Source organism: Pedobacter endophyticus (assembly GCF_015679185.1).
GTDB lineage: Bacteria > Bacteroidota > Bacteroidia > Sphingobacteriales > Sphingobacteriaceae > Pedobacter > Pedobacter endophyticus.
This window is the reverse complement of sequence record NZ_CP064939.1, coordinates 258,226-277,844: the sequence shown is the minus strand read 5'-3', so window position 1 is coordinate 277,844 and position 19,619 is coordinate 258,226. Positions and strand designations below refer to the sequence as shown.

At 41.0% G+C, this 19,619-nt stretch carries 17 protein-coding genes; 4 read left to right on the top strand and 13 right to left on the bottom strand.

Translation table 11 applies throughout. The features are described 5' to 3' along the window. Nucleotides 1–236: 236 nt before the first annotated feature. The 13 genes from IZT61_RS01225 to IZT61_RS01165 form a co-directional block, all read right to left on the bottom strand. Nucleotides 237–1,367, bottom strand: coding sequence for a glycosyltransferase family 4 protein (locus tag IZT61_RS01225; RefSeq protein WP_196099397.1), 1,131 nt, complete (start codon nt 1,365–1,367; stop codon nt 237–239). A gap of 13 nt (nt 1,368–1,380) precedes the next feature. Then, entirely contained in the window at nt 1,381–2,499 is a 1,119-nt protein-coding gene (locus IZT61_RS01220) for a glycosyltransferase family 4 protein (RefSeq protein ID WP_196099396.1), read from the bottom strand. A gap of 13 nt (nt 2,500–2,512) precedes the next feature. Next, nucleotides 2,513–3,376: a glycosyltransferase family 2 protein gene (locus IZT61_RS01215; protein ID WP_196099395.1), complete on the bottom strand. Its 864-nt coding sequence runs from the start codon at nt 3,374–3,376 to the stop codon at nt 2,513–2,515. After that, a complete protein-coding gene (locus tag IZT61_RS01210; protein WP_196099394.1) occupies nt 3,345–4,859 on the bottom strand; it encodes an O-antigen ligase family protein in 1,515 nt (504 codons plus the stop codon). The genes IZT61_RS01215 and IZT61_RS01210 overlap by 32 nt, the downstream gene beginning before the upstream one ends. Next, a complete protein-coding gene (locus IZT61_RS01205) occupies nt 4,852–6,084 on the bottom strand; it encodes a glycosyltransferase (RefSeq protein WP_196099393.1) in 1,233 nt (410 codons plus the stop codon). The genes IZT61_RS01210 and IZT61_RS01205 overlap by 8 nt, the downstream gene beginning before the upstream one ends. Nucleotides 6,085–6,090: 6 nt before the next feature. Beyond that, nucleotides 6,091–7,035: a glycosyltransferase family 2 protein gene (locus tag IZT61_RS01200; RefSeq protein WP_196099392.1), complete on the bottom strand. Its 945-nt coding sequence runs from the start codon at nt 7,033–7,035 to the stop codon at nt 6,091–6,093. Nucleotides 7,036–7,044: 9 nt separating this feature from the next. Continuing rightward, a complete protein-coding gene (locus tag IZT61_RS01195) occupies nt 7,045–8,349 on the bottom strand; it encodes a lipopolysaccharide biosynthesis protein (RefSeq protein WP_196099391.1) in 1,305 nt (434 codons plus the stop codon). Nucleotides 8,350–8,355: 6 nt separating this feature from the next. Continuing rightward, the gene (locus IZT61_RS01190) at nt 8,356–9,204 is read right to left on the bottom strand and encodes an O-fucosyltransferase family protein (RefSeq protein WP_196099390.1); all 849 of its coding nucleotides are present in this window, start codon (nt 9,202–9,204) and stop codon (nt 8,356–8,358) included. Nucleotides 9,205–9,237: 33 nt separating this feature from the next. Next, entirely contained in the window at nt 9,238–11,622 is a 2,385-nt protein-coding gene (locus IZT61_RS01185) for a GumC family protein (RefSeq protein WP_196099389.1), read from the bottom strand. Between the two features lie 3 nt (nt 11,623–11,625). After that, nucleotides 11,626–12,378 carry a polysaccharide biosynthesis/export family protein gene (locus IZT61_RS01180; protein WP_196099388.1) on the bottom strand — a complete coding sequence of 251 codons (753 nt, stop codon included), beginning with the start codon at nt 12,376–12,378 and terminating at the stop codon, nt 11,626–11,628. 760 nt (nt 12,379–13,138) lie between these two features. Beyond that, the gene (locus IZT61_RS01175; protein ID WP_196099387.1) at nt 13,139–13,708 is read right to left on the bottom strand and encodes a serine O-acetyltransferase; all 570 of its coding nucleotides are present in this window, start codon (nt 13,706–13,708) and stop codon (nt 13,139–13,141) included. 35 nt (nt 13,709–13,743) lie between these two features. Continuing rightward, nucleotides 13,744–14,862, bottom strand: a complete 1,119-nt coding sequence (locus IZT61_RS01170; protein ID WP_196099386.1) for a DUF1972 domain-containing protein — start codon at nt 14,860–14,862, stop codon at nt 13,744–13,746. Between the two features lie 497 nt (nt 14,863–15,359). Next, nucleotides 15,360–16,403, bottom strand: coding sequence for a glycosyltransferase (locus IZT61_RS01165; protein WP_196099385.1), 1,044 nt, complete (start codon nt 16,401–16,403; stop codon nt 15,360–15,362). Nucleotides 16,404–16,801: 398 nt separating this feature from the next. Between IZT61_RS01165 and IZT61_RS01160 the strand changes: the two genes are divergently transcribed. The 4 genes from IZT61_RS01160 (at nt 16,802) to rfbC (ending at nt 19,594) form a co-directional block, all read left to right on the top strand. Next, a complete protein-coding gene (locus IZT61_RS01160; protein ID WP_196099384.1) occupies nt 16,802–16,963 on the top strand; it encodes a hypothetical protein in 162 nt (53 codons plus the stop codon). 126 nt (nt 16,964–17,089) lie between these two features. Next, complete coding sequence (gene rfbF, locus IZT61_RS01155; protein WP_196099383.1) at nt 17,090–17,917, top strand: glucose-1-phosphate cytidylyltransferase; 828 nt, start codon at nt 17,090–17,092, stop codon at nt 17,915–17,917. Nucleotides 17,918–17,951: 34 nt separating this feature from the next. Next, a complete protein-coding gene (locus IZT61_RS01150) occupies nt 17,952–19,040 on the top strand; it encodes an NAD-dependent epimerase/dehydratase family protein (protein WP_196099382.1) in 1,089 nt (362 codons plus the stop codon). Between the two features lie 8 nt (nt 19,041–19,048). Next, nucleotides 19,049–19,594, top strand: a complete 546-nt coding sequence (gene rfbC, locus IZT61_RS01145) for a dTDP-4-dehydrorhamnose 3,5-epimerase (protein ID WP_196099381.1) — start codon at nt 19,049–19,051, stop codon at nt 19,592–19,594. Nucleotides 19,595–19,619: the final 25 nt, after the last annotated feature.

Here is a 19,619-nt window from a genome sequence, read left to right as displayed (position 1 = left end):
CTACGGGAATCTTAATCATTAATAGAAATAATTTGCTGGTGTGGCACAAAGGTAGCAAATTAATATCCTATAAAGAACTAAACAAGAGCAGCTTAAACAATAAATATTTTTGAAAGTTTTAACGAAAAAAATTAAAGACATTTACATGACAATATAAAAAACCGCGTTTTTTTTAAAAATTTCGCCGTTTTGAAATTTTATTTTTTTCATTTTGTATCACAAATAATACAACAAAATTAAATGTTTGAAATTGCCTTTGTGATTATTTCGGAGATATTTTTTTCGAATTTTTCCATGGTGAAATGCTCATCGAATCTCTTTTTTCCTTTTTCGCCCATAATTATCGCTTCCATTGGGTGCGAAGCAAAGTATTCAATGCGTTCGGCGAGCTCGGCAGGGCTTTGCTTATTCACTAAAAAACCCGTCTCCCCATCAACAACTACGTCCGGAATCCCACCCTCTTTCGTTGAAATAATCGGGATGCTGTGCTGCATGGCTTCGAGGTTTACAAGGCCGAAAGTTTCGTAGTGATAAAAGGTTGGAAAAATGAAAACATCGGAGTTATCAAAAAAAGCCAGCTTCTCTTCGGCATACTTTGGCCCGTGGGCCACTACTACATTCTGCAAATCGTGCTTAACCAGATAGTTTTCAAACTCTTCTGGCGTAATGTCGGTCCATCCGCCAACAAAATTGCATTTAAAGGCGATGTTTTTCGATTTTAAGATCGAACAGGCCTCTAATAAAACAAATACGCCTTTCTCAATCATCATGTTTGATAAATAGAGCAGGCTAAGTTTATTATCTGCTTCCTTAAAACCTACCGAATCGCGAACAATTGTGCTTGCGGGGATGCCATAAGGACAATAATAGACATCATCTTCGCTAACATATTTTTCAATATCGGGGTAAAGGTATTTCGATAACAGGATAACCTTTGTGTTTTTGAAAACAAACTTATAAAGCGCTTCATTAACTGCGTTTTGTTTGGTAAAGGAAACGCCTTTGTTGTGAAAATGATAGATTATTTTTTGTTTGAACAGCTTCAGCAAGGCTACCACAATGGCATCCTTATAAAAAGCCGGGCCGCTTGCGGTTAGCGATACGTAGCACAGATCGTATTTTTTGGATCGCAACAGCCTGGTAAGCGTTTTTAGGATAGAGACGAAAGTAATGAGCTTTTTAAAGCTTCCCTTCCCGGTTTGATCCAATACGGTATTGGTTGCCAAACTCACATAATCGGTTTCATGATCGCTATTAACAACCTTACTGTTTTTTATGTAGCTGTTTGCAATTGCTGCGCCATGCACAGGGGGTGGCAAGTGCAACACGAACAAAACCTTGTATTTTTCTTTGCTTTGAGGCTCCATAGCTGAAGGATGATTATAAGTTTAGCGGTGTAAGTGTGGTTTGGTTCTTTTTAGCCGGTTGTGTCCAATTAACTGCCTGCCTTAACCCGTCGGCCGCCTGCTGGTGATTAAATGGCTTTACAATTTCCATTGCTTTTTCGGCGAAGGTTTCCAGTTGTTGTTCATTTTCTAATAACGCCTTAATTGTGTTTGCCCAAACATTTGCGTCTAGTGGCAAAACGTACCCATTTTCTCCGTCTAAAATCAGGTCTCCGGCAACGCCCGCCTCTTTACTGGTAATTACCGGCGTTCCGCTGGCGCAGGCTTCGTTTGCAACAATGCCCCAAACATCATCTATGGTGGTAAATAAAAACACTTTGGCTTTGGCGTAATAAGATAGTAACGACTTTTGATCTAAAAAGCCGGCAAAATGATAATCCACGTTGTTTTTGTCCAATCGAAGCAACATTTCGTCTTTTAAGGCCCCATCGCCAACAATTAAAGCTTTAAAATTTGGGATTTCCTTATTAAGTTTTATGGCCACATCGGTAAATAAAAACGGTAGTTTTCGCTCGGTAATCTGCCCGCAGTACAATATATGATAAGGCCTTTGTTGCATGGGCTGGTATTCGAACTGGGTATTATCTACGCATAAACAGCTCTTAAAGATTTTTTTTTCTGCAACGCCATAACTTTTGTACAAATCTACGGTTCCCTTGCCGGGGGCCATAAAAGCGCTCGTTACCTTATATACCAGTTTTCTGATCAGTTTTTGGGTAAACGAAAGGTGTTGCTCCGAATCGTAGGTACCATCGTTGTACACAATAATTTTCCTGCCCCTCAACAAGCACCAGAGTACGCCATACAGCATTGTTGGTTTAAAAGCTGTTATAATTAAAATTGTGGGGTTAAGTTTATTTAACAACCCCCATACGTTGAGGTTATTGTGGCGAAACGTTTCGGCCTTTTCGGCCAAAAAATACATGGGATAATCGCCATAGCTTAATTTCCATTTGCGGTTCGGTTCTACCTTTGCACAGTAGATGACATCGTAAGAGAAATCGCCGAATTCGGAAACCAACTCGTGCATTCTCTCGCGGTACGGACCGGGAACTTGTGTTAAATAGGAAACATGAACAGGTTTTCTTTCCATTTAATTTTGAGCGTTAATGTGTTGTTTTAAATTTATCCCAAAGAAAGGGAAATAGTGTTTTTAGCCACAGCTTTACAAAAGCCATGGGCAACGAAAGCGGGAAAAAAGTTTTTATTAAGTGCAGGTGTTCGTGGTAGGCTAAACCTTTGGGGCTTTTTAAAAACGTGATGCGTTCTTTAAGCGTTGAGTTTTGCGATGATTTCCAGTTGTTGCCGTGGTCATCGATGCAATGGCCCAAAACCCCGGGCGCTACATACACGCCAAACTTATTTCTTTTTGCCTGCAAAGTATAATCGTAATCGGCAATACCATGGGTATAAACGGTAGATAAAATGCCAATTTTATTTACAATGGCATGCGGAACAAGCATAATGTTCGCATTGCCGAGGTCGCAGGCAACAATCTCCGTTTCGCTAAAAGCGGTTGCATACTTAATATCGTACTTTGAAGTTAATTTTTTGCCACCGTAAGAGATAACTTTCGATTCGCCAAACTCGCTTGTACTGCCCACTATAATGGCCTCGTTTTGAGTTTGCTTATATACGGTTTGGTAACTATTTACCAGCGTACGCAGTGTATGGTTGGCAAGTACGGTATCGTCATTTAACAATAAATAAAAGTCGAACTGAGATTTCAGGGCTTCATTCCACGAGCTTCGCATGCCGCCTGCCCAAAACAATGAGCCGCTTCCCCGTAAAATTCTGGCATCCGGAAAAATTTCTGTCACTGCCTCAACGGTGTTGTCTGCAGAATTGTCATCAGTTAAAAAAACCGTTAATTCAATATCGCCGAGATTGTGCTGAGCCTTCAAACTATTAATGCAGGCCACCGTTTTATCTCGCCGGTTATAGGTTGTGAGTAGTACTGCTATTTTCATAAAATTTAATTTGTTGGGTAGGGATAACGACCACTTTTTTGGATAATAAATGTATAAGGGAGTTATAAAAGGCCAGTAATATCAACGTAAGCATAAAATAGTTTGCATCTCTGATAAACTGGATCTTAAACTGATTGACCATAAAAAACAAGAAAAGCAAATTGAAGCCCAAAAGCAGGTCGACCAGAAAGAAATCTTGTTTTTTCAGCTTAAAATAGAGCCTGAAGCCACGATATAGGCTAAAAAAGAAGAAAAATATCAGAATAAGTGCGCCCAGATACCCCCAAAGCACCACCGCACTCATGTAAAGGTTATGGTAATCGGGAATACCGTTGGGATCTATCTTATCAAAATGCGTAATTACATATTGATTGCGGTTGGTAAAAAAACCTTCGCCCAGAAACAGATTTGCCTTTTGCATTTTTTCGAAGCCATAGGCAAATATCTCACCCCTGTTCATGTCCTTACCACTCATTACACTCTCTAACGTAACATGTTTCATATCAACCTCTTCGCTTCGTTTTGTAAAGATGCTAAAATCTACAATGGTATGTATACTATTAATGATAAAGAAAAGCGTAACGCCTGCGGCACCAATAGCCAGATTCTTAAAACTTGTTCTTTTAGCCAGCAAAAAGATGGTTAATATTACCAGAAACGGCAGCAACAAGATCGACGATCGGGTGCCTGATAAAACAATGGCCAGCAAGGCGAGCCCGAGCAAACCGATGCAAAAAAACATGAACTTTTTACTTACTTTACTGTACGACCCACTTAATACGCCGGGCAGGCATAGTGCAATAAGCGAAATGGAATATTCGGCATAATACTCAAAGTTGCCCAGCGTTCCGGCTGCACGTGGAATATCGAGTTCCCAGGTGGCGTTAGGGCCAACATTTGGAAAGAAATCAAACGGCGATAAAAAATATTCGTAACGCTGATTAAGTGCGTTTACAAACATAAAGCAAAAGTAAATCCCCGTTACCTGAATAATTTTGATGTACTTATCGGCATCGAGCTGTATTTTTGAGGCATAATAAAACAAAAAGAAAAAGTTGAACAAACAGGCGGCCGATGAGATTTTCAGGCTGGTTGGGGTACGACTATAAATAAGGCTGCAGCACTGAATAAACAGAAAAATAACCGTCAATAATAAAATCGGCTTTTTTAACGAGGTTTCGGCAAAATAGCTCGAACCATAGTTGAGCAGGTAAGCCACCAGCGCTATGGTGGCGGCCAGATTAAACGTTCCGCCTATTTCGTAACCATAAGTATAGTGATTGCAGATAAAAAGCTGCATTAAAAACGAGAAATAATCTTTCTTGTAAAGCGAGATAAAAAACAAGAAGATGACCAGTAAAAGTGCAAGCACCACTACGGGCAACGGAAACTTGGTGTAAGTAAACTGCCCGATAACTGCCTGCGCAGCAATTTTTAGCAGAATACTGGCTACCGATCCGGAAGTTTCTTTAATTTTATTCACCAGTTGATGGGTTAAGAGTTTTGTAAATATTAAGGTAGCTTTCGGCCTGTATTTTAGTATTGTATCGTGTTCCGATTTGATTAGCAATTGCTTTTTTATCGAATGAGCCAATATGATCAATGCATTTTAACAAGGCTGCTTTAAGCCCGCTCACGGTAATACTTTCAGAAAGATATCCGTTCACATCATTAGTAATCAAATCTTTGAGGCCACCAATATCGAAACCTACCACGGGCGTTCCGCAGGCGAGGCTTTCCAGCATTACATTAGGAAAATTATCTTCGAGGCTTGGCAGCAGGTAAATGTCGGCCATGTTGTAAATGTCGCTTATTGCCGCTTCCGAGTTCACTTTGCCCAAATATTTTACGCCTTTTACCTTGTCTGATTCTTTAATACTGCCCACGGCAATAAACTGACACTTTTGGGCAATTTCGGCATCGTTCAACAAATCGAGAATGTGGGTAAAACCTTTTCTGATGCTTTTAACAGTCTCCGAAATAAAGAGCACCTTAATTTTGTTACCATCGAGGCGGAAATCGGGCCCCGAAGTTTGTTTATCCTTGAAATAAAAGAGCTGCGGATCGAGGCCGTTCGGAATGTGAACATGCTTAAACCGGCCGAGAATTTCGGAACTTTTTGCTTCGTTGTACATCCATTTCGATGGCGAAACTACAACCAGCTGGCTTTCTTTTATCCGCGAGAGGCCAAGCAGCTTCTGCTGATATTGCTCGTTATTGTATTGATGCAGGTGATCGTTCCTGAAATTATCATCCTTGTAATGAAAACCGCCCTGAAAGGCGTTCATGTCGTGCTGTGTCCAAACGATTGGCTTTTTTACCTGATCAAAAAACGAGGTATAATCTACAAAATTCGGAATCCAGTGCAAATTGATTACGTCGGCCTGCTGCACCAAAGGGTGCGTTGGCAATTCGACGAAAGAAGTTTTAGCAAAAGAAAAATACTCGAAGTTGCCCTTAAAGCCTTTATATAAATTGTCGTTCTTATGTTCGAGCGTTTGCGGTAAGCGCATCTTTTTCAACACCCTCAAAAACAAAATCAGGTATTTATTTTTCTTTGGGTACGCATACACCTCTTCATTATCGGTTCGTTTTTCCATAACCAATAATTTGCTTGCTACGCCAACAGAAAGCAAACCTTTGTGCAGGCGTAGTGCCGCAGCCCCGGCCCCTCCGGTATCAGAAAATGTGATGTGTAAAACTTTCATTAAAAATTAGCTTGACTGATTGTTTTGGTAAACATATTTTATTCTGCCGATGGTTTGGTCGTACGTTAAGCGAAAAACGCTTCTCCCCTCAAGAAAGAACGATTTTCCGTGATATTTGTCAAAACGATAATGAGGGTGAAAATACCTTGGGTGAACGAGGTTTTCGTTCAGCTCGCCTCTGTTTCGGTGGTGCGCTTTTGTAGTTTCGCTAAAGTGCACGCCAACATCGCCAATGTTTGTAACCAAATTTTGCACCGGCGTAGCACAAAGGCCATTATTTTTAAAAACGGCGTATTGCCACTGGTAATCCCAGGTATGTTTGCGTTTTAGCTCATAAATGCTGTTGAACATAAAGTCCCAACGTTTAACCAAAGGGAAATAGTTATCGAGCACATGGTTCAGTATTTTCGAACGGCGAAAATCATTCCAGTCTTCCATTAGGAAATCGTACTTTTCCCAGGCCCTTTTCCACGTTGCCCAGCCCCAAATGTGTGCGTATTTACTAAAGAAATAACTTTCTTCATCAACGTTAAATTCATCGTTCCAACGGGTTCCGGTAATGTGCATTACGCGGCTATCATTTTGGTATTTATGTAAAAGGTTGTTGCAAAAGTTAAAAAACGACATCGATGGAACGCAGTCATCTTCAAGAATAATCAGTTGCTCTTCTGTTTCAAAGGCCCAGTTAATGGCACCCGATACGCCCAAACCGCAACCCTGGTTTTGTTCCATAAATCGGGTAATGAGCTCGCCGCCCCAGTTCAGCTTTTCAAATAGCGCCCGGGTGATGGCAATGTTTTTCGAGTCTTCGTCGAAATTGTGCTCGCGAGGACCATCAGAAAAAACATATAATCGCTCAGGCTCGTATTTAGCAATGGCTTCAAGCACAACTTTCGTTGTATCGGGCCTGTTAAATGTGATTAATAATACTGCTGCCTTTGAGGTTGACATATTGATAATTTAAATGTGAGCGCTTGAAAGAATTTTTATTTTCCGAACCACAAAGGTGGCTTGTAACAGAATGAGCAGGCAATAAGTGATAATTGTTGCAACGGCCACCCCAACCTGTTTAAAGTAAAGACCAAAAACAGAATAGGTTGCCACACAAATAACCGCGATAATGGAATTGATATACAAATGTTTCTTGGTTTCTTGCAGCGCATTGATAATGGCATCGAAAAACGAGAAAATAATCATCAGCCCACTGGTTAGCGCCAAAATATTGGCATAATGCACTGCAGCCAAGTATTTTCCGGCGGTAAGGTAATCGATAATGTAGGGCGAAACAATCCAAAAACCGATTACGCTAACGATAATGAGGGCAATTAAGGCACCACCGGTTACTTTAAGCGATCGGAAGTTACCCTGAACCACATTTTTGTAAATATTTGGCTCAAAAGTTTGATAAAAAGGAAACAAGGCAATATAAACGTAACTGGCAATGCCCTTACCAATGTTGTACAACCCCATTTCGGCACTTTGATTGAGGCGTTCTAACACAATGTTATCGAAATTGCCGAGTGGTAACAATAAAAACGATGCAGGAAACAAGGGCAGAATGATTTTGTACGCCTTTTTTAATACCGACCAATGGATTTTTAAACTTGTGCCCTTGAGTATTAAATACATCGAAAATATTAAAAACAATACCTCAACAATGAAAGCGCCCAACAACCGACCCTGCAATCCCATTTTGGCATAAGCCACAAAATACAGCGAAGCCAGTGTTGATAATACCCTGTAGCCCGAAACGAGCAGCACAAAGGCAATTGGCTTGTTAGATAACCTGTAATTAACCTGAATAAACCCTTTGTAAGTACCCAAAACCCCACCGCCAAGGCAAAATAACGCAAATGGATAAAACGGAATTTCTGAATGGGTGAGTTTAAAATAAAAATAGAGGCCAACGTACGAAAGCGGAAAGAAAACCAGGTTCCACAGTACGTTAAACAAGGTTAAGGTAGAAAGCACCTCTCTCCTTTCTTGTTCGTTCTCTCTAAAATAAACCGACATGTAATAGGTTTGGAACAGCAGGCCGTAAAAACAAGAGATAAAGGTGGCCAACGAGGTAAAATAACCCAAATAACCAAACTCTTGTGCCGTTAAGTAACGCGCAAAAATCGGCGAAGTAAAAATAGATACACTAAAATTTATTAAAGGCACCAAAAGGTACAGGCCAGTTGACTTGAGCTTGCTAAAAAGATCTTGTTCTTTTGCAAACACCTTAAAGCCTTGTATTTTTTTTACGATAATATCGGTTGCCATTTAAAATTAGCTACTGGTTTGCAATGAGATGATCTTTAACGGAATTTTATTCATTCGGGCGGCACGGTCGGAAAAGCTACTTTTATCCGAACCCCAAATTTCTTTGCAACTGCCCAAACAATACAAATCCAGCAATGCCGATCTGATCCCCTCTGTCGAATCTCTTCTCCGATCGGAAACGCCGGTTACCAGCTTATCTTTAAACTGCGTTTGCAACTCTTGCGCCACCTCGGCAGAATCGGTAGAAAGATAAAATTTGTAATCGGGCCATTGCGCCAGGGCATTCGAAATCTGATCCTTAAATAAATGCAGCGGCGAATTGCTTATGGCCTCCACATGATCGGTTCTTCGGATGTGAATGCCTATATCACACTGATTTTTTTTCAAAAAGTCGCTCGCAAATGCCCTTATCGAATGCTTGATGCTAAGGTTAAGGTTATTTAAGTTCGGGTAAAACTCGTAACAGCATTTGATATAAATCCCTTTACCATTAACTGCGCTGTCTACACTTGCCTTAATGGCTTGCGGGTTAGCGCCCAGCTTATCGAAAAGTTCCTCAATTTGCGCATCGCCAATTGCCGACGATGTGTAGCGTTTCTTTAAATAATATTTGTAACCATCCAATAGGCGCCTTTTTACCTTACTGGCCACCGAGGTGCCGTTGTAATTGAGATTAATAACCTCAACGTTGGGCAAGCTTTCAAAACAGTCTTCATAGGTGGCATTTAGCCAGCCGTTTTGCTCCCAAACAACAATTAGTTTCGAATTATTTGCTATGGAAAAATTGTACGCCGACTCTACCGCTCTAATTCTATTGGCAAGGCCCCCCAATGGTTCCAGTATAACAGTTTTCATTTTAAATGTTAAAAATATAATTTGCGCCAGTGGCTAAAACCGACTTCTGAAATCGCTAAAAATAGGCTGTAAAAAGCCGGCCTTGGTGTTGGTATAATAAGACTCGTCGTATTTGTAACCATAACCATATTTTACACGCTCAATAGAGTTGAAAACAATGTTGATGTTTTTCATGTGGTCTTGGTCCTGCAGTTGTTTTAAAAACTTCATTTCGCTTTTTTCAGTATACCCCTGCCTAACAATGTATAAGGTTACGCCGCACAACCGCGAAAGCAGAATAGCATCGGGCACCAAATGCGCCGGAGGACTATCGATTACGATATCATCATACTGCTCTTTCAACGTATCGATAAGCTGAGCAAGGCGTTTTTGCTCTAAAAGCTCAGATGGATTATCGACTAATTGACCGCAGGAAATAATATCGAGATTAGCGTTAGCACCAGAGTTTCTGATAATTTCCGGAAGCGTTGCCTTACCCAACAAATATTCGCTCATGCCCTTATGCTGATCGGTGACGCCAAAATACTGGGCAACCTTTGGCTTCCGCATATCCAGTTCGAGGATAATTGTTTTTTTAAACGCCATGGCCAGTGCCGAGCTGATGTTTACACTTACAAAACTTTTTCCCTCTTTGGATATGCTTGAAGTTACCAGCGTTACGCGTCCCGTTTCTTTCTTATCGTGCAGGTAATAAAGCTTAATTCTTAAAGCCCTGAGCTGCTCACTTATCGCATTTAAGCTGTTATCTTTTATGGCGATATGACTTGTTTTTTTATCATAAGGCAACTCGCCCACGATGGGAATATCTACAGCGTTAGTAATATCGTCGGCATCAATAATCTTATCCGAAAGTGCGCCTCTGCCGTAAACCAGGCTGATTGGCAGGGCCAGGCCCATAAAAATCGAAACAAAATAAACAAGGGCTTTCGGGTCTTTCGGTGTTTCTGCATAAGCATCGTCAACTATTCGGTTGTTCGATAAATTAGAAGCATATTTAACCGCTACTTCTTCCCTTTTTTGAAGCAGGTAAGTGTATGTGTTTTCCTTGCTCGATTGCTGTCTCTTAATGTTTACAAATTGACGCTCCTCAGAAGGAATGTCTCTGATAGACGCCTCAAACCGATTATTATAAGCCTGCAATTTGTTTCTTGAGTTTTGCAGGTTGTTTTTTATGTTTTTAACACTTTCTCTGATGCTGCTTTTTGTGGTTCTGATTTGCCTGTTAATGGGCTCAAACTCAGGGTTTGTTTCTGGCATATTCGCCGCCAATCTGTCGTGATCCAGTTGCAGGTTGCTCAGCTTCTCAATGGAGCTCAATAAAGATGGATCGTCGATTCCGATGGTTGAAGGAATCTTGCCCATATTTTGCGACGAGTTTACATACTGATCGATACCATTGATTACGCTCAACTGCAAATTTACCTCGTTAAGTTTCGAATCGTTCGCCTGTAAATTCTCTAGGCTGATTTTTGTTTGCGAACTAATGTCCGTTAATCCCTTACTCGTTCTAAAGCCCTCAATACCGCGTTCCGCTGTCGAAAGTTCTCCCGTTAACGAAGCCAGTCTTTGGTCCAAAAATTCTAAGGTCTGCTTTAACTCCCGATTTTTTTCTGTAGTCGATGTTTCGTAATAATTGGCAATTACCGCATTTAGAATGTCTTTACCCCTTTTCTCATTTACGTCAGACACTGCCAGATCAATCGAGGTACCGAGCTTGCTCGACAGGCTCACTTCGATAGATTGTTGAACTTCCAAGGTTCTGATCGCTGGCTCCGTAATGCCGATATAAACTGTTTTGCCCTTTGCATCAAGAATGTTTTTGTTCGGTACCAGCTTCCACGTCCCAAACTTATCGCTATAGCTGTCGGCAAACAACAACTGCTTCGACTTACCGCCCCCAAGTACGAGGGTGAAAGATTTATCGTCGATAACTTTAATTTTCACTCCCTGGTTTTCCAGATCGCCCGTACGCTTTAGCAAAACAAACTTAACCGGACTATCGGTATAAACATCCCTTGCATTCAGTCCATCAGTTTCTGTAAACAAACCGTCTTTGCGATAGTAAGTAGTCCAAAGTTGAAAATCGTCGACAATTTTGCTAATCAACTGCCTCGATTTTAATACTTTCATCTCATTTTCGATCAATTCAGATGAACCCGTTAAACCAATCTCATCCAGTACGTTCGATTTTGCCTCAGGCGTTTTCGAATTGTCTTTGATAATCATGGTGGCCTTGATTTCGTAAACAGGTTTAAACCTTTTCATGTAAACGAAAGCAACCGAAAGTGTAAAAATGAGTGCGATTAAAAACAACGGCCAATGGAAAAGATACTTTTTGACGGTTACTTTCCAATCGTCGTTTTTACCTTTGGTTTCGCCAATTATATAAGTTGTAAATTGTGCTTGTTGTGTATTCATAGTTTACCTGTAGATGTTGGATAGAACAATAGCGATGATTGAAAGGCCAGAGAGCACTAACGTAGCCGTTCTGTAACCGCGATCTACCGTTGCATACTTGGTACGATCTGGTTGAACATAAATCTCATCGTTATTTCTGATGTAGTAGTAAGGCGATTCGAAAATCTTTTTCGAAGTAAGGTCAATCGGGATGAATTTGCGCTGCCCCCCCTCTTCCCTAACCAGGATGATGGTTTTACGCATCGCAGTAATATTTAAATCGCCCGCCAAACTCAACGCTTGTGTAATGGTAGTTCGTTCGTTTTGCAAAGTGTATACATTGGGGCGCTCAACATCGCCATAAACACTCACCTTAAAGTTTAAAATGCGCACATTTACAACCGGGTCTTTGTAATAGGTAAGTAACGACTTATTCATCGATTCTTGCAGTTGCGTTGTAGTAAAGCCTGCCGCTTTTATCGTTCCGATAACTGGTAAATGAACATTTCCATTCGCATCTACCTGATAACCCGGAATGGCATCCTGGTTGTTGTTTGGCTCGTAACTAAAAATTGCCGATGATTCTGGCGTTCTAGAACTTACCTTAATGGCCAATATATCGTTAGGGCTAATGGTTAGCGGAGAAAAGTTTGCTACCGTTTCGGTAGTCTGTTTACTTCTTTCAAGATCTTGATAGTAAGGGATATTTTTATATGAACCACAAGAGCTCAACAGTACTACCAAAGTTACGAGAATAAGAAAATAATGTTTGTTCATTAGAATATGGGATAAATAAATTTGACCGTTAGTGTATGACTAATTACTTCTACGAAGTTGATGTTTTGTGACATTGAAAACAATAGCCCCATAGGGCTATAAAGTTTGGAAACGTGGCTGAATGCTATTTAAATGGCATTATTGGGTGAATTAATTTGGTAGAGATCAAGTTTTAAAAGAACAAAGGAGCTGGGATTACAGGTTTTCACCGAATCGTTATTGCGAGGCCGGGTTTGTGCAAGCTGAAGCAATCTGATTTACGAAATGAGATTGCTTCCCCGAGAAGTCCTAACGTGTGGACGCATCTTTGAAACATCGTTTTACAAGCTGAAATAATCAAAATAACAACATATTTTATGGCGTTTTCTAAGAACGGTCGTCATCCTCAGCTTGACTGGGGATCCTAATGCGCAAAAAATTTGGTGCCTTGCAATAGGATTCCCGCCTGCGCGGGAATGACGAACGGCCGAAAGGAAATGTGTTCAAGCGGTAGAATGTATCTGGCCATGCGTTGTACTACCATTAACTTTTTTTTTGCAAGCTACTGTTTTACAAAGCTTAACAGGAACGGGTGTCATGCTATAAAGGCCCTGAAATAAACGGCACAGCCCTCTTGAATGCCATTAAAAACATAAACTTGTTATGAAAAATTCAGGGTGACGAGGCGGTTAACCAGAACGCTTAAGATTCTTTCAGCATTTAACGTCATTCCATATTGATTTTATACACTGAATTAACCCTCATGATAACAGCAATAAAATTAAGCCCCGCCTAAAAGCAAGCTCCGCTCTTTCACATCCGGAAATCCATATACCTTTTTCAACAACTTGGCCGGGTTTCCTACCATTACGCAGTTTTCTTCCACGTCTTTAGTAATTACCGCACCCGCCCCAATGATAACATTATTGCCAATGTGTACATCGCCAATAATAGTTACGTTAACGCCAATATCTACGTTATTCCCAATTTTGGGAGAGGCGCCAAACTTACCGTCGTCTTGCTTTTTGCTGGTAATTGTAGTCAATTGCCTTAAGGTGCAGTTTTCTCCAAAAACGGTAGTGCCGTTAATAACAGATCCATAACCATACTCCAGCTTCAACCCACGGCCGGCTTTTACCTCGGGGTTAATTTCGATATTAAAAAACCAGCCGATTACAAACTTATAAATTGGCAAATACCAGAAAAACAGAATCGATAATGTCGGATTGCCTTTTATTAAAGCAGCAAGCCGATAAAATACCAAAACAATTCTTCCTTTCGTATTCCCAGGGTTATCGGCCCAATCTTGGAAAATCCCGGTCGATTTTCGCTCCTTATTTTTGTTCCTCATTTATAGTATTTAAACGGCATTGATTTCTACGATGGTTAAAGGGCATTAAAAGCAAGATCTTGCTTCACTATTTTCATAAAATGAGCTTCATATAAATCCACTATACGTTGCCAGTTATAAGTATGAAGTATTTTTTTACTGTTGTTGGTTATAAAAGTATCGTGACTCCGATAGCTACGCTTTATTTGGCTTATTTGTTCGGCAACATCATCGGCACAGCGAAAGTAAAAACCGTCATCCTCCAATATCAGTCTGTTAAAATCGTTATCGTGTGCCGCAATCAGACTTTGTGCTGCCATGGCCTCCAAAAGCAAGGGATTGGTTCCGCCAACGGTGTGGCCATGAAAGTAAAGGTTTGAGAAATACCTCAGATTGTTTAGCTTTTCGTTGTCGTAAATACTCCCAAGAAACAAGATATTTTTATGCTCATGGTATTTATGTTTTAGCTTCGAGCCGAGCTTGCTCAAATGGTTGCCCACCACCAAAAAGGGCATCTCGCTTTTGGATTTAACTACGCCATCGAGTATCACTTCAATGCTGTTATCCTCTTCAATACGCCCAACAAACATGTTATAGCCATTTTCGGTAAGGCCATAAGGCTTTAAAAAATGTGCAGTGGGGTTTGAAAACATCTCGGCACCATAGGGAATAAATAGCGCTGCCTTTCCGTATTCACCTTGCAGGTAATCCTGAATTCCGATAGAATCGGCAATGATGTGGGTTGATGTAGTTACGGTATAACGCTCAGAAAGTTTGATTAATTTTCGTACAACGGGGTTGTAACGTTTTCTTTTCCACTCGAGGCCATCGAGGTTGGTAATCAGGGCGGTTTTTTTTGGCACCATCCAATTCCAGATTGAGCTGGTGGTGTAGCCGAGTTGAAGAACAACATCAATATCATGATTACGCAGGTCTTTGATGCAGTTATAATCGTACAGATAATGACCCAACGAACCAAATTTGTATTCCGGATCGTGAATGTGAATTAATTTGATGCCGTTCCAGTGAGTTTTTTGATAAGCATGATTATGGGAGTTGTACACCATTACCTCGTGGCCTCGCCTGGCGAAGCCCAAAGCCAATTGTTCGGCGCTTTTTTCAAAGCCACCATAATTGCTTGGTATCCCTCTCGTACCTAAAATCGCTATTCGCATTAATTTTTTGGATAATTTAGTTGACTAGTTGACTAATCGGCCACTTGAATGCTGTTTTCGGCCGCAATTATCAACATCACTAAATTATCTATTAACGGAGGGCGCCACAATAGCCCTTAAATACTATTATTACAGCGATAATGAGGGGGCCCGACCCAACCCTCCCCGGAAGGGAGGGCTTAGCAGATCGCAAATAGCGCTAGCCAAATTTTTTAGTTTGGGCTTTAGCCTTTAAAGCCCCACCCAACCCTCCCCGGAAGGGAGGGCTTAGCAGTTCGCAAATAGCGCTAGCCAAATTTTTTAGTTTGGGCTAGCCTTTAAAGCCCCACCCAACCCTCCCCAGAAGGGAGGGCTTAGCAGATCGCAAATAGCGCTAACCAAATTTTTTACTTGGGCTTTAGACTTTAAAGCCCCACCCAACCCTCCCCGGAAGGGAGGGCTTAGCAGTTCGCAAATAGCGCTAACCAAATTTTTACTTGGGCTTTAGCCTTTGGGCTTTAAGCTTTCCCCGTAAATTCAAAAAAACAATCCGCCAGTTGCTTCGCCATTATTTTAGTGTTGCACTTTTCGTCGATAAACTGCCTTCCCTTACGGCCCATTTCCGCGGCAATTTCTGGGTGATCCGTTAAATATTTAATCGCATTTATCCAGCCCTGTACATCTTTATAACCAACTTTAATCCCAACGCCTTCTTTGGCAACATCAATAGGAAAATAAGGATTATCGGATACAATAACGGCCTTACCGAGCGCCATCGCCTCAGTTAACGAAGTTAAACCAACGGTATAATTAAACTGCAGGCAGCTAATAACCGCACAGGTTCCGTTGTACATTTCGGTAGAAAGGAAAGTATTCAGCGTAGGGCTGCTTTCTACAATAGTAACCTGTATATTGGGTGTAGCCTTTTCATCCTGCAAAAGAATTTTTTCGTTTTGCATACGTCCATGCTGTCTGGTGGTGTAAATCCTTAAATTACTTCCGGGCAAAGATGAAAAAGCACTTACCAAAGTCGGAAAATCTCGGTTTTCTCTTCCTGTTGAACAGAAGTAATTAGATTTTGATTCGGGTTTTGTTTCTTCTGCTTTTTTAATTATCCTGTCATAATAAGCCGTATCGGGCCCCCATTGCATTTGGGTAACCCGTTCGCTATCGATTACGCCATAAGAAAGCGATTCTTGTACATGCAGGTCGCTAAACATAATCATTTTGTTAAAGCCACTATAATAAAAGCGGAGTAATGCTTTGGAAAAAGAATTGGCAGGTTGCTTAAGGGCACGGTGTTGCCAAACTACAATGGGTTTTCTGAACAAACCAAAACACTTTAATAAAACAATCAGCTCAATACCGTTTGGCGATGAGGCGTAGAGCAAATCGTAAGGTTCTTTCGAAAATATAATCTTACAGGCAATTTTAATACCGCGTAAAATGCGGTTACCTAACGAAGAATCCTCGCAAAATGAAACGTTTATATTGTAAGGATCTAAATCTACTGCGCCGAATAGAAAATGATGAGGAATTGAATTTGCATCACTTCTTTTCAAAAATCTGTGATAAAACTTGACATTCATATAAATAGGACGTAAAAATATGAAGAAACAAGGCTTTTTAAGTAGAAAGTTCTCGAGAGCGTTTGTTTTTTCATAGGGATAAGAAGATGGAACGATTGAATGTAATAACAAACCTGGGTTGCCCCGGATTGCGTACAAATATATATTAAAATTAGATAAGAAAGATTCGATGATGCAATGCCGGCAGCGGTGAGCAATAAACAAAAGCGCATATAAAGTTGCATTTGCAAGTATTTCTACCCGATAAAGGTGAAACAAATTTTCAATTTATATACGCATTGTTTACACTTTTATACACTTGTTTACAAAACGGTCATCATAAAACCGAAAGCCTTTCAAAACGAAAAAACACCTTGTAATTTTAAGCCGTAATGAGAAAACGCTCAATTCATTTTCAGGTTAGCAAAACATTTGCTGTAGATAAGCACAGTAAGCTATTGTTTAATCATCCACAAAAACCAATTGGTTTCGATTATAAATTCAATAGCACCTGTGCTTCAAAGTTCGATCCCGGAATACGCTTACAGCCTTGATGAAGATGTCTTTTTTTTAAACGCAGTTAAACGCTTGCGTGTAGCACACCATATAAAATAAATCGATAAAATATTAATTAACTGAGCGTTGTTGCGCTCTAAAATCTAACTATAAAAACAAATACTATGAAAGCAGTTATACTAGCAGGGGGGTTAGGAACCCGAATTAGCGAAGAAAGTGGCGTGCGGCCTAAACCAATGGTAGAAATTGGCGGCAGACCCATCCTTTGGCACATTATGAAAATATATTCATGCTATGGCATCAACGAATTTATTGTGTGCTGCGGCTATAAAGGACATGTAATAAAGGAATATTTTGCTAACTACTGCCTCAACAACTCCGATGTTACCTTTAATATGCAAGATAATTCTATGGAAGTTCATAAAAATGAAACTGAACCATGGAAAGTAACACTGGTACATACCGGCCTAAGCACAATGACGGGCGGAAGACTGAAAAGGGTGCAAAAATATGTTGGCAACGAAACTTTTTGCATGACGTACGGCGACGGATTGAGCGATGTAAACATTACCGAATCGATAAATCTGCATAAAGCAACGGGATCTTACGCTACACTTACGGCGGTACAGCAACCTGGCCGATTTGGCGTTTTTAACCTTGGCGAAAACGAAAACTTCGTTAATTCTTTTCAGGAAAAACCCGACGGATCGGAAATGCCATGGATAAACGGTGGTTTCTTCGTTTTAGAGCCCGAAGTATTTAACTACATCGAAGATGATGACGCCGTTTGGGAAAAAGAATCGATGGAAATGCTGGCCAGAGAAGGCCAACTGAGTGCATACAGGCACACCGGCTTTTGGCAGCCTATGGATACTTTAAGAGATAAGACCTTTTTAGAGGATTTATGGCATAAAGGCCAGGCCCCGTGGCACGAAGAATCGCTTATGCAAAATATTGCCAATGCGGCGAAAGTGCCAACCGAACAAGTTTAAACAATTTAACGCTTACCTATAAATCTCAAAAATCATGAAAATCCTTATAACAGGAAATATGGGCTACATTGGCCCGGTAGTTACGGCCAATTTGCGCCAGGCTTACCCTAACGCCTACCTCATCGGGTACGATATGGGTTACTTTGCAGCATCGCTAACCCATCCATCGTTTTTGCCCGAAAATCAGTTAGATCAACAAATATTCGGCGATGTAAGAACATTCGACCCAACCGTGTTGGCAGGCGTAGATAAGGTGATTTACCTTGCCGCAATTTCTAACGATGCAATGGGAAACCGTTACGAGAGTGTAACCTACGATATCAATTACAAAGCCGCGATACAGATTGCCAAACAGGCTAAAATGGCCGGTGCAAGTTCATTTGTATTCGCCTCTAGCTGCAGCATGTACGGCAAGGCCGATGACGCCGCAAAAACTGAGCAATCGCAGCTTAATCCCTTAACAGCTTACGCAAAATCGAAGGTGAATGCCGAGCGTGATTTAGAGCCGCTGGCATCCGAAAACTTTAACATTACCTGCCTACGCTTTGCAACAGCCTGCGGAATGAGCCCACGCTTGAGGCTCGATTTGGTACTGAACGATTTTGTAGCAGGTGCGGTGAGTAGTGGAAAAATTAAGATTCTTAGCGATGGTAGCCCATGGAGACCTTTAATTCACATCAAAGATATGGCCCGTGCAATTAATTGGGCAATAAACCGTCCGAGTAGTAACGGCGGCGAATTTTTAGCGGTTAATGCCGGAAGCAGCAAGTGGAACTATCAGGTAATTGATTTGGCAAAAGCCGTATCGCTGGCTATCCAGGGTGTACAGGTAGAAATTAATAAAAACGCAGCGCCCGATGAACGCTCGTACAAGGTAAACTTCGAGCTTTTTGAAAAACTGGCACCAGATGCACAACCGATCTGCAATTTGGCCGAAACCATTCAAGAATTGTACGACGGCCTAATCGCTATGGAATTTGATAACATCAACTTCCATAACTCGCCGTTTATGAGGCTCAGAATATTAAACTCGCTACAGGAAAAAAGCCATTTGGATGAAACGTTGAATTGGACATTCAGACCATCAGTCAAAAAAACCAACGAATCTATTCTAGTTTTTTAAACCCGATCATGAACTTTACAGAAACAAAACTTAAAGGCGCATACATTATTGATGTAAAGCGAATAGAAGACGAACGGGGATTTTTTGGCCGCTCTTATTGCAGCAACGAGTTTACCGAATTCGGCCTAAACACCAACGCTGTACAAAACAACATCAGCTACAACAGCAAAAAAGGCACGCTGAGAGGCATGCACATGCAAAAAGCTCCTTATGGCGAAAGCAAACTGGTTCGCTGTACGCGAGGAGCCATTTATGATGTGATTGTTGATATGAGAGAAGATTCGCCAACCTTTAAACAGTGGATTGGTGTAGAGCTAACGGCCGATAATTACAGGATGCTGTACGTGCCCGAAGGTTTTGCTCATGGCTTTATTACGTTAGAAGACAATACGGATGTAACCTATCAGGTAACACAATATTACACGCCGGGCTTTGAACAATGTTTTAGGTGGGACGATCCGGCCTTCGCCATTCAATGGCCCGTTGAACCTGTGGTAATTTCAGAGAAAGACCAGGCACATGCTTTCCTTTCTGAAGACTTAACTACATCTTAATACTAACCCAAGGAAATTTTAAATA